We start from the raw sequence: 12172 nt of genomic DNA on the forward strand, positions 1-12172 counted from the left end.
TGTTGAGGTAGGGTTTATGAAATCTACAAGAGTGCTAGCTATGAAGGTTCGTGCTGGGCAGACATTTCCAATGTGGTTGGGTCGTCTGAGGTCTCTCTTGTGGGGAATTCCGCTGTTGGTGGTATCTTGCGGGACAGCTCCCTCTCCCACGCTGAATGGACAAGAAGTGTCCATGGTAAGTCGAGAAACTTCTCACCCCCAGGCCTACTATCACTTCCTTCGTGGTTCCCTTGCCGAGTTGAATAATGATGCCACTACGGCAGTAGAGGAATATCAGGCCGGTTTGGCTTTTGACACAGATTCGAACTTCTTGAAATTTCGTCTTGCCAAACTGCATTTCTCCATGTCGCATCTGACGGAAGCCTTGGGTTTAGCGAGACAAATTCCTGTGTCGGAGGTTTCTCAGGCGGCGATGTTTTTCGATTTGGCAAAAATCTTTGCTGGTGGAGGGGATACTGAACGGGCCTTGGAGGTTCTCACTGAAGGGGAACGACACTTTCCACAGGATGAACGGATATATATTTCTCATGGCACCCTTCTGTTAAATATGAAAGAGCTTCAAAAGGCTGAAGAGGTTTTCCATGAATTATTAGTTCATGTGCCTGGCTCAGCGGAAGCGCATTATTTTTTGGGCGTGATTGCTCTCGAGGCTAAAACGAAGCAGGAAGCCAAGGCCCATTTTCAGGAAGCCATTGCTCTTCATGCCACCTTTGAACGGGCGTATCTGAAGTTAGTGGCAATTTCCGAAGAAGAAAAGGACCCTCAGGAGGGTATTGCACTTTTAGAGCGCTATTTGATTGAAGTGAATCCGCATCATCGGGAATTCCGGTTGCGGGTCATCCGTTTATATATTGGCCAGCAAAAAACGGACAAAGCATTGAATCATTTGGACTATTTTCTCCAAGAAAATCCAGATGATTTGCATGCGCAAATTCTTAAGGCTCAAATCTATGGTGAATTAGGCAATTTTCCTGCTGCAATCGAGGAGTTAAATGCCATCTTGCGGGTGAGACCAAACGAATTGCGAGTTCGTGATTTCCTGGGATTGTTATATGAGGAAATGAAGGACTATGACCGCGCGATTCAAGCGTATCGAACTAATGTTCAAATGGATTCCACATTTTTCGATAGTATTCTGCATTTAGGCTTTGTGTCCTATCGGTTAAAACGCAACCAAGAGGCGCTTTCATATTTGGATCAGGCCGTTAATCTCAATCCTAAAAGGCCAGAACCGTATTTATTATTGGGGTTGACCCATTTTCAGATGGAAGATTATCACAAGGCCAGGGCCAGATTGGAGGAGGGCATTCACCAGGACCCCTCAAATGCCGAGCTCCATTTTAATTTAGGGACAGCCTATGACAAATTAGACCTTTTCGATAAAGTGGTTCGTGAAATGGAGCAGACTCTTGAGTTGGATCCGGAACATGCGGATGCCTTGAATTATTTGGGTTATAGCTATGCCGATCGTGGCATCAATGGGGAGCAGGCCTTGGCTCTTACGCAACGTGCTGTCGCGTTAAAACCCCATAACGGGTATTACGTGGATAGTCTAGCTTGGGCGCTTTACAAACTTGGACGCATTGAAGAAGCGCTGGAAACGATTCAGCGTGCGGTCTCTTTAGTGTCCGATGATCCAGTGATTTATGAACATATGGGGGATATTTTCCTAAGACAAGATGAACGAGATAAGGCACGAGAGGCATGGCTTCATTCACTGCAACTCGATTCAACCAATAAACCGCTGGGGAAGCGGTTTCGTGACGCCGGTTTTGGGGAACCGATCCCTACCCTTTCCCACAAGTCTACCTTGACCCCCTAACTTCTCACCATCCTAAAATTTGACGTGGGTCAATCAATAATTAAGAGGGGGCTTCAGGTTATTTTAAAGGTCGCTACGTGGCGGTTTTGATGAATTTTTGTTTTAAGTCATTATTCGCGTCATGTTCTGATTCTTAAAGTTTTGGTTCTTTCTGGCGAATAAATAGTCACGCCTTTTCTTTATTGGCCTTGCGTGACGATTGATACTTCCAACCTTTGTGTCGCTGATATAGCCATTTTTATGAAATTAGTAGTGTTTGGCGTATATTCTTTGCCGTCTTTAAGGTCGTGTTGATAATCATCAAAGCCCTGGCTACTTGGAAAATCCAGGTGTACCATCATCCGAGGGTAAGATAAATAACAATCTATTGGAGAATAGTCCTCCATGGAGGTTTCCAGGATGCTAACTCAACTCAATGACCAAAGAGGATTCAGTTTGACTGAGCTGATGATTGTGGTGGCAATTATTGGGATTTTGGCGACCATAGCCATCCCAAATTTTTTGCGTTACCAAGCCAAGGCCAAGCAAACAGAGGCAAAAAGCAATTTGGTGGCAATCCATACCGCCGAAATTGCCTATTTCGCTGAGAATAATGGGTATATAGATGATTTTAATGCGATTGGATTTGCCATGAGTGGGTCTTCGCAACGATATTTTTATAAAATTGGCAATGCCAATCTTGGGACATTACCTCCTGGTTGTACCGACCCGAATTTAGATTCTGTAAGTGCATTGGGATTTACTGCAGTTGCAATTGGAAATATTGATGGAGATGCAACCTGCGACGTGTGGACCATTAATGAGGGAAAGGTCATCACGAATGTGACAAATGATGTGTCTTCCTAGTTTTTTTGTGTCATGGCGCGATGCATTTAACAGTAACCAATACAAGGAAATTTGATTTCCTAAAACTTTAACTGAATCGTTTTAAGAAACATGCCTCAAGAGGAGGGCAAAAGTGGATATGCTCGATAAAATTAAAAATCGGTCAGCCAAGGTTGGAGTGATTGGACTAGGATATGTAGGGCTTCCCTTAGCCGTACTTCAGGCCAAGGCCGGGTACCAGGTGTTTGGGGTGGATGAAGTAGCAGCCAAGGTAGAAATGGTGAACCAGGGGCGGAATTATATATTGGATGTGGTGGACTCTGATTTGCGAGAAGTCGTTGAGCAAAAAAAATTAGCGGCGACAACCGATTTCTCTGTGTTACGGCAGTGTGATGTAATCCTTATTTGTGTGCCGACTCCTCTGACCAAAAATAAAGAACCGGATATTTCCGCCATTGTGAAAGTTCTTGGGCATCTTGCCGATAATTCACATCCAAATATGCTCGTTGTCTTAGAAAGTACAACATATCCAGGGACAACCGAGGAGGTTATTTTGCCCGCCTTAACCGCAACGGGCTTAACGGTTGGAAAGGATCTGTTTGTCGCATTTTCTCCAGAAAGAGTTGACCCTGGGAATCCTGAATTTAAAACTCATAACACATTTAAATTGGTGGGTGGTGTGACAGAGGCATGCGGGGAAGTTGCCAAAACCTTTTATGAGCAATCCATCGTGAAAATCTTTCTTCTCAGCTCCCCACGGGTAGCGGAAATGTCTAAGGTATTTGAAAATGTTTTTCGCTCAGTGAATATTGCTTTAGTGAATGAGCTCACTCTGCTGTGTGACCGAATGAACATTAATGTATATGAAGTGATTGATGCTGCGGCCACGAAGAACTTCGGTTTCATGCCTTTTTATCCTGGCCCTGGAGTGGGAGGACATTGCATTCCGCTTGATCCATATTATTTAGCGTGGAAGTCAAAAGAGTATGATGTCCATACCAGGTTCATTGAACTGGCTGGGGAAATCAACGAAAATATGCCGTATTTTGTTATGAATAAACTGCAGCGGGTTTTAAATCAACGAGGGAAATGCTTAAAAGGTTCAACAATCCTTGTTTTGGGAGTAACCTATAAAGCCGACATTGAAGACCCACGTGAATCGCCTGCCACAAAAGTCATGGAGTTGCTGCAACAGGAAGGTGCGGATTTGCAATATTCTGACCCCTATACCCCTTCCCTCATTATTCAAGGGCATGAATATAAATCTCAACAGATAAATGCCGAATTGTTGAAGGGCAGTTCCTGTGCGCTGGTTTTGACCGCGCATTCTGCCTTTGATTACCAGTTAATTGTTGATCACGCTCCGGTGGTATTTGACACGCGGAATGGAACTCGTCAGGTGAAGCATCACCGTGATCGTATTGTTCTGCTTTCAACCTAGGGAGGGTCTTAAATCAGAGCCTATTGACGGGTGAATAGCCATCGGGTTGACAGTCTAGTCTCGTTTCGTTATAAAGCCCTGTTTAAGCAGGGCTTTTTGCGTCCTGTGAAAATCACATTGGTTGTTAACATTCCCCCAAAATCGCATTATAGAATATTGCATCTCTGAAAGAACGTCTGAATGAAGTTGCTCAAGCAATTCTTGGTACGGTTATCGGGTAATATTTTTGAAACCCTGACCCCAAAGTTAATACCCTATCGAGGAAAGCAAAAACCACCGCCCCTTAAGCTGGTTTCTCATAACCTGCATCCTGACGTTTCTCACGATCCTACTCTCCAACGTACGGCCAATCTTGGGCATATGAGTGCTCTGGAGTCAGCTCTTCAAAAAGGGGAGGACTGGTTATTGGGCATGCAAGATCCTGAACGAGGATTTTGGGTTCAGGAATTGGAAGCGGATACGACCCTGACATCTGAATATGTAATGCTTCGACGGTTTTTGGATATGGTGGATCCTGAAAGAGAGCGGAAAGCTACTCGGTATTTACTTCATACCCAGCTTGAGGATGGCGGGTGGCCGATTTTTTCCAGAGGGCCTTCAGAAATCAGTGCATCGGTAAAAGCGTATTTTGCGCTCAAACTGGCTGGGGTTTCTTCTGATGAGCCTGTGATGCAACGTGCGAGGGATTTAATCCTTGGAAAAGGTGGTGTTGTTCAGGCCAATGTCTTCACCAAAATTACCTTAGCATTATTCGGGCAATATGATTGGCGGGGGATACCGTGTATGCCTCCTGAAATATTCTTAGCCCCGAGATGGTTTTATTTTAATTTATATGCGGTTTCGTATTGGTCTCGTGTAGTCATTATCCCACTTTTAATTGTTTTTGCCCATCGGCCCGTTTGCGCAATCTCCAAGGAACAAGGAATTGATGAACTTTTTCTTCAGCCTCGTCAGGAGGTGGATTATGCTCATGTGCCACCGCTGCATCGAGATTCCACCATCCTAAGTTGGCGGAATTTCTTTGTGTGGGTCGATGGGCTGCTTCGTTTATATGAGGCCTACCCGATAAAGGCCCTTAGGAAAAAGGCGTTGAAAAGCGCACAGGCGTGGGTAATTGAACATATGGACGGAGAAGGTGGGTTAGGGGCCATTTATCCCGCTATGGCCTATTCAATTTATGCACTTCGAGCTTTGGGATATTCTACGGATCATCCGTTAGTTCAGAAGGCATTGAGGGAAATTGAAGACCTTGAAGTCTACTCGAACTCGGGTAATACCCCAACCCCTACTATGTTGCATTTACAGCCTTGTCATTCTCCAGTGTGGGATACAGCGTTAATTATTAATACCCTGATCGAACGGGGCCTTGCGCTGGACCATTCGTCATTGCGACGGGCAGATGCCTGGTTGCGATCCCGTCAATGTCAAAAAGTGGGAGATTGGGCTGTGTCAGCACCGGAAGCTCGATCTGGTGGATGGGCGTTCCAATTTGAAAACGAATGGTATCCCGATGTTGATGATACCGCAGCTGTGATAACGGGGCTTGCCAAGATCCACCCTGTCGAGTTGTCCGGTTCTGATGGGGCCATTCAACGAGGATTTCGTTGGGCTTTGGCGTTACAGAGTTCTGATGGTGGATGGGGGGCATATGACAAGGATAACAATAAATTAATTTTCAATAAGATTCCTTTTGCGGATCATCAGGCTCTCTTGGATCCTAGTACAGCCGATTTAACCGGTCGATGTTTGGAAATGTTGGGAACGTTAGGTTATGACCAGTCTCACCCGGCTGTGAACCCTGCAATTGAGTTCTTACGCAAGGAACAAGAGCCAAACGGAAGTTGGTATGGTCGATGGGGGGTCAATTATATTTATGGGACTTGGTGTGTCCTTTCAGGTCTTCGTGCAATAGGCATCGATATGACGGTGCCCTGGATCCAGCAGGCCGTGATTTGGCTGGAGTCCGTTCAGAACCCTGACGGGGGTTGGGGGGAAACCTGTGATTCCTATGCTGACCCGCAGAAGGCGGGTCGAGGGGAAAGTGGGGCATCTCAAACCGCCTGGGCTCTTATGGCACTTCTTCAGGCCGGAGAATCGGACTCCATTAGTGTTGTCCGGGGAGTTAATTGGCTCATTCGCCATCAACGTGAAAATGGTATTTGGGAGGAACCGTTTCATACAGGTACCGGGTTCCCCAGAGTTTTTTATTTACGGTATCATGGTTATTTTAAGTATTTCCCCATATGGGCCCTGAGTATGTACCGGAATGTAAAAGTAACCGGGGAGGCAAGGGCCGACCATTTACGAAAGGCCGCACAAGTGGCCAGACACATCAGCAAGCTTGTCTAATTTCCGTCCTGACTGCTCGTTTTTGGCATATCTCCCTTTGGAAAATGATATGGCAGGAGCCTTTTCTGACCAGAATCGTCATACTGACAGCAACCCGAGTAGAGTTTAACGCAATTGGCCGAGTTCTTCCCAAAGGGAGCTCTGTTAAATGCGTAGGCCATGCTGGATTAGAGAGTCGGGCTGAGTCGACCCATGTATTGGTGATTCAGACAGGAATGGGTCCCGACAAGGCCCGATCTATTGCCCAGAAAATTTTAGAGAGCGAAGTCTGCGATGTCGTTATTTCTACAGGTTTTGCCGGGGCTCTTAATTCCTCACCAATCGGATCGCTGGTGATTGGTCAGGAGGTTCTTCTATTGGGACAATCTGGAGATTTGATGTCTGATTTTGTTCTACCACCAATCAAGTGCCATCCTGATTGGGTCAATGCGTCCTTAGGCATCCAATTGATAGATGGGTATCCTCTTCAAAGTGGCCGCTTTGTGACAACGGATCAAGTGCTTACACAGGCTTCACAAAAAGGTATTCTTGGGAAACGGTCTGGAGCCGTGGCTGTCGATATGGAGAGTGGAGCGATTGGGCAAGTGGCGAGGCATCATGGTCTTCCTTTTCTGATTGTTCGTTCGATCTCTGATGGTATTAACGAGGATTTGCCGGTAGACTTCAATCTCTTTCTCAAACCATTTGGATGGGTTAAAGGAGTAGCACTGGTCCTATCCACTCCTCGGTGTTGGAAGGGATTATTTCGTTTGTATCAGAATTCCAAGCAGGCGGGTATCCAGCTTTCTAGTTTTTTTGAAAAATTTTTTGCCATTATTTTCACCCCAACGTTCTCTATGGCCATCAATAAATCTCGCTCGGAAATTTCATGATATTGTTGCAACACATTGGGAGACGGACTCTTTTCTTGATAGAAGAAATGGGGGCCATGTTTGTGTTCTTGATCCGGACGTTTGGATGGTTATTCCGACCGCCAGTGAGGATCGTTCAAATTGTCAAACAAATGTATGTTGTGGGGTTCAAGTCGTCCTTTGTTGTGATCCTGACGGCGTTATTTACCGGGATGGTATTAGCTCTTCAAGGCTATTATTCCCTGAGAAAGTTTGGGTCTGAAGGTTTATTAGGGTCTGCTGTGGCAATAAGCATGATCCGTGAACTGGGCCCTGTATTGGCTGCATTGATGGTGACGGCTCGTGCGGGATCCGCCATGACCGCAGAAATTGGGATTATGCGTATTACCGAGCAGATTGACGCATTGGAGACCATGGCGATCAATTCCTTGCAATATTTGATTACTCCGAAAATTGTCGCGGCTCTTATTTCCGTACCCTTGTTGGTTGCTATATTTGACGTTGTGGGAATTTGGGGAGGGTATCTGGTTGGAGTCAAGTTGCTCGGAGTCAGCGGGAGCTCATACTGGAGTTCAATCGAATCAGCGGTGGAATGGAAAGATGTCTATGGGGGAATATTAAAGTCGATCAGCTTTGGCCTGATTATTAGCTGGATCTGCTGTTATAAAGGTTATTATACGAGAATGAGTTCCGAGGGACTGGGAAAAGCTACCACTGAATCTGTGGTGTTAGCCTCGGTTCTCATTTTGGTGTGGGATTATTTTTTAACGTCTGTACTTATGTAACGTTACCATTCTATGAGTCTACCGATTATCGTTAAGCTGGCCGAAGTAGAAAAAGCATTTGGCGAGCAGTCTGTGCTTAAAGGGGTCACACTGGACATTCCTAAGGGTAAAATTACCACGATCATCGGTCCAAGCGGTGAGGGGAAAAGTGTGATGCTCAAACACATCATTGGATTGGTTCGTCCTGATCGAGGCAAGATCATCGTTGATGGAACAGACCTTACACGAATTAATGATCGGGAATTAAATGAAATACGCAAAAAATTTGCTATGTTGTTCCAATCGGCCGCCTTATTTGATTCCATGAATGTATTTGATAACGTCGCGTTTCCCCTGCGGGAAAAACGAAGGGCTGCTGAACAGGATATATGTCGATTGGTTCAAGAAATGCTGGAAAGGGTGGAGTTGGGAAACATGGGTCATAAATTTCCAGCAGAATTGAGCGGAGGGATGAAGAAGCGTGCAGGTCTGGCGAGAGCTCTGGTGATGAGGCCTGAGATTATTTTATTTGATGAACCGACGACGGGACTGGATCCACTGATGGCCCATGCAATCCACAAGCTCATTTTAGCTATGCAAAAAACATTTGGGTTCACGGGGATTATGGTGAGTCACCAAATTCCAGAGATCTTTCCTATTTCAGATTGGGTTGCTATGTTAAAGAATGGAAAGATCATTGCTATGAGTCCATCGGATGAATTCCAGCAGACTGCCGATCCCGTCGTTCGTGAGTTTATTTCAGTCAATAATGGTATTCATCTTGCTCCTGCCTGAATCGTTAATCTGGATAGTCGTTTAAGGAGTCATATCAAAATTTATGTCACGCTGAAATATGAGAATTATTCTTCCTGGCCCTTGCCTTAATGAAATATCACTTAACCTAACTGAATTATTATGATGGAACGTGGAAAACTTGAATTAATTGTCGGCATATTTGTGTTGGTGGGGGTCATTTGTCTTGGGTATTTGGCCATTAAACTTGGAAAACTTGAATTGGTTGGTGGTGATTATTACGAACTCCAGGCCGAATTCTCTTCTACATCCGGGTTAAAAAACGGAGCTTCTGTAGAAATTGCGGGAGTGGAAGTGGGCCGGGTAAAGAATATCGGTCTGAAACAAGATCGGGCTCAAGTGGTCCTTGCGATCCAGGACGGGATCACCGTGTTTGACGATGCGATTGCTTCAATAAAAACTCGGGGGATTATCGGAGAAAAATTCATGGAATTATCTCCCGGGGGTGCTGGAGAACGCCTGGAAACTGGTGGAACCATTATAGATACTGAATCTGGAATTGATTTGGAGCAGGTGATTAGTCAATTTATCCACGGCAATGTTGAATGATTATTCGTTCAGTGAAATAGAGGTGGGGGAATATGCAAAGGGAATTGGTTCGGAGGCCTGAATCAACCATGAAGATGGGAGCAAATGCATCTCGAAGGTGTCAGTGGAGCAATTCTTTAAGAAATGTGGCGATTATTTTTTTTGGTTGGGTGGTAGTTTCTCTTGCATGCTTAACTGTTGCATGGGGAGGAGGAACTCCAACCGGAGCGGTCAAGGAGACCGTTGATCAGGTATTTGTGGTGCTGAGAGATCAAGCGTTGAAGGATCCTGGGAAAGAGATGGAGCGCCGGGCGAAGCTTGAAGAAATCATTGGGCGGCGATTTGACTATGCCGAAATGGCCAAGCGCACCCTGGCTGCTCAGTGGAAGGGATTAAGTCCAGAGCAGCAACAAGAATTTGTAACTTTATTTCAGCAGTTTTTGGCAAATTCCTACGTTGGTAATGTAGACGGGTATTCGGGGGAAGAGGTGGAATACCTAAAAGAACGCGAAAAGGGAGGATTTGCTGAAGTCCAGACCAAAGTGGTGTCTCCAAAAGTGCAGATACCCTTGGATTATCGTCTGTTGCAAAAAAATGGGGAGTGGCGGGTATATGACGTGGTAATTGATGGAGTGAGCTTGATGAAAAATTACCGCGGACAATTTTCTCGCATTATTAACTCCTCATCGTTTGAGGCCCTTCTCGAGAAACTTCGTTCAAAAGCCGACCTGGGGACTTCGTCCTAAGGAGTCGGCTTTGTGATATCGCTTCGTTTCTGGGGCCTGGCGTTATTTCGCCTGGCTGTGGGCGGCGCTATCCTTCCCTCATCAAACGCACTCGCCGAGAATTCGTTTTTTGTGGTCCCTGCGGTTTCTTCTTCAAAAAATGATGGGCAGGACTTCGGGCTGATTACACCGATATTGAATTCAGATACGGAAGGGAACCTCCGTTCTCTCGTTGCCCCGATGCTGATCCACAATTCCTTTTTAGGAGTTCGGGGAACCTTGAACTATTTTCATTATTGGTCTGGCGGGAGGCAAATGGAGGCGGTCGGTTCGTATACCGAGGAAATTGAACGAAAGCTGAAATTTCGCTTCCAGGACCCTGGGTTTATCGAAGGGTTGTTCTTTGTGGATATTGGAGCACAATTTTTTAAAAATGCGACCAAGCGGTTTTATGGCTTAGGGCAAATCACTCCTCAAGATAATGAAACAAACTATACTGGTCGTGAAATTCAAGTCCATTGGAACTTTGGAATTCATTTGAATGATGTGACGCGTTTGGCGGTTAACCAAAGGTTTCGAGATGTAGAAATTCAACCGGGAGGCGTTGATAGCGAACCATATGCCAAGGATCGGTTTCCAGGAGATCCGGGAATGAAAGGCGCGACGATTTTGGCTCACCGTCTTGTATTCCAATATGATTCCAGGGATAACCTTAATACCCCCACAGCAGGGACTCGATTCGAAGCGTTTGGAGAATTGGCTCAGAACTTTGATGCTGGAAAAAATGACGATATGTTGTACTTTCTGTCAGGGTTTGATATCAGACACCTGATTCCGAGTCCCTCTAAGCGATATATTTTTGTGGCAAGGGCGATGGTGCAATTAAGTTTTGGGAGCGATATTCCCTTTTACGAGCAAAGTTCTTTGGGTGGAGAAGATAACCTCAGGGGCTTTGGGAGGGATAGATTTATAGACAAGCATATGGTGGCATTTAATGTTGAGGAGCGTATTCATCTATTTGGGATGAAAATGTTTAACGTCGGTATCGAATGTGAATTAGCGCCATTTGTTGATATGGGGCGGACCTATCCAAATTTCGAATTTCGCCAGTTCCATGACTGGGAGGTAACGCCTGGAGTGGGATTCCGAGCCATCGTTCGTCCCAATGTCATGGCCCGCGTCGATTGGGGGTATAGTAAGGAGGGTGGAGCCGTGTTTGCGGGGCTCAATTATCCTTTCTGATGATAATGGTTAATTCGCTATGCAGGGAAAATATGTGCTGACAATATCTGAAAATATGAATCAATATGTGCGTCTAAGTTTATTCTCGCTAATGACGGGACTCCTCTTTCTCCCTTCTGGGACATTGTGGGGTGAGGAGGTAACCGATCAGCAATATCCCGAGAGCCTTGAAAAGGAGCTGGGGACCTTGATGAGGGAAGGAGCTGCAAATTCAACCGACCTGACTCGCTTGCTTCGGTTGGCCGGCTTGTATCTGGATCTGGGTTATGGGGTGTACATTGATCGGGAGCAGAAGTTAGCAGCGTTCCAGGAGGGAGCCAGGGTTGCCCAAAAAGCCCTTGATCTTCGTGAGTCTTCTGCGGAGGCCCATTTTTTGTATGCTGCCAATCTTGGGAGTGCTGCGGAGTTGGAGGGTTTGGTCTCGGCGGCATTGACAATTCAGAAGTTGAAGAAGCATGTGCATCGAGTGTTGGAACTTGATCCGGAAAATGTTCAGGCTCACCATATGTTAGGGCGAATGTATGAGGAATTGCCTTGGGTCTTAGGAGGCGATCAGGAGTTGGCTGGGGATCACTTGAAAATGGCGGTTTCTCTCGATAGCCTTTATGCACCGGCGGGGCTGGATCTTGCAAAGTGGTACCTGAAGCACGAGCAAACATTGGAGGCGGTGAGGGAGCTAACGCGGGTTGTTAACACGCCCCCTCTTAAAAAGAGGTGGATATGGGAACGGATTCATCGACCGGAAGCACAAGACTTACTGCAGCAGATTCTTAGTCAGGGGAATGTTGGTCGTTCCAATGATCATTCCTAAA

Annotated in this window: 11 protein-coding genes; all 11 read left to right on the forward strand. The window is 45.8% G+C overall.

All coding sequences use genetic code 11. The features are described from left to right. The first annotated feature begins 16 nt into the window (after positions 1 to 16). The 11 genes from PJI16_07845 to PJI16_07895 all read left to right on the forward strand — a co-directional run bounded on the left by PJI16_07845 (position 17) and on the right by PJI16_07895 (position 12171). The gene (locus PJI16_07845) at positions 17 to 1822 is read left to right on the forward strand and encodes a tetratricopeptide repeat protein (protein MDT3777470.1); all 1806 of its coding nucleotides are present in this window, start codon (positions 17 to 19) and stop codon (positions 1820 to 1822) included. A gap of 399 nt (positions 1823 to 2221) precedes the next feature. Next, complete coding sequence (locus PJI16_07850; protein MDT3777471.1) at positions 2222 to 2668, forward strand: prepilin-type N-terminal cleavage/methylation domain-containing protein; 447 nt, start codon at positions 2222 to 2224, stop codon at positions 2666 to 2668. 118 nt (positions 2669 to 2786) lie between these two features. Next, positions 2787 to 4088 (forward strand): nucleotide sugar dehydrogenase, encoded by a 1302-nt coding sequence (locus tag PJI16_07855; GenBank protein ID MDT3777472.1) that lies wholly within the window; start codon positions 2787 to 2789, stop codon positions 4086 to 4088. Between the two features lie 180 nt (positions 4089 to 4268). Next, positions 4269 to 6437 carry a squalene--hopene cyclase gene (gene shc, locus PJI16_07860; protein ID MDT3777473.1) on the forward strand — a complete coding sequence of 723 codons (2169 nt, stop codon included), beginning with the start codon at positions 4269 to 4271 and terminating at the stop codon, positions 6435 to 6437. A gap of 44 nt (positions 6438 to 6481) precedes the next feature. Next, a complete protein-coding gene (locus PJI16_07865; GenBank protein ID MDT3777474.1) occupies positions 6482 to 7309 on the forward strand; it encodes a hypothetical protein in 828 nt (275 codons plus the stop codon). Further along, a complete protein-coding gene (locus PJI16_07870; protein MDT3777475.1) occupies positions 7306 to 8073 on the forward strand; it encodes an ABC transporter permease in 768 nt (255 codons plus the stop codon). Before PJI16_07865 ends, PJI16_07870 begins: the two co-directional genes overlap by 4 nt. 27 nt (positions 8074 to 8100) lie before the next feature. Beyond that, positions 8101 to 8847 carry an ABC transporter ATP-binding protein gene (locus PJI16_07875; GenBank protein MDT3777476.1) on the forward strand — a complete coding sequence of 249 codons (747 nt, stop codon included), beginning with the start codon at positions 8101 to 8103 and terminating at the stop codon, positions 8845 to 8847. Positions 8848 to 8970: 123 nt separating this feature from the next. After that, positions 8971 to 9414, forward strand: a complete 444-nt coding sequence (mlaD, locus tag PJI16_07880) for an outer membrane lipid asymmetry maintenance protein MlaD (GenBank protein MDT3777477.1) — start codon at positions 8971 to 8973, stop codon at positions 9412 to 9414. Between the two features lie 68 nt (positions 9415 to 9482). Continuing rightward, complete coding sequence (locus PJI16_07885) at positions 9483 to 10139, forward strand: ABC transporter substrate-binding protein (GenBank protein MDT3777478.1); 657 nt, start codon at positions 9483 to 9485, stop codon at positions 10137 to 10139. A gap of 12 nt (positions 10140 to 10151) precedes the next feature. After that, a complete protein-coding gene (locus PJI16_07890) occupies positions 10152 to 11360 on the forward strand; it encodes a BamA/TamA family outer membrane protein (GenBank protein ID MDT3777479.1) in 1209 nt (402 codons plus the stop codon). 34 nt (positions 11361 to 11394) lie between these two features. Next, complete coding sequence (locus tag PJI16_07895; GenBank protein MDT3777480.1) at positions 11395 to 12171, forward strand: TRAP transporter TatT component family protein; 777 nt, start codon at positions 11395 to 11397, stop codon at positions 12169 to 12171. Position 12172: the final 1 nt, after the last annotated feature.

It is taken from the genome of Nitrospira sp. MA-1 (assembly GCA_032139905.1).
GTDB lineage: Bacteria > Nitrospirota > Nitrospiria > Nitrospirales > UBA8639 > Nitrospira_E.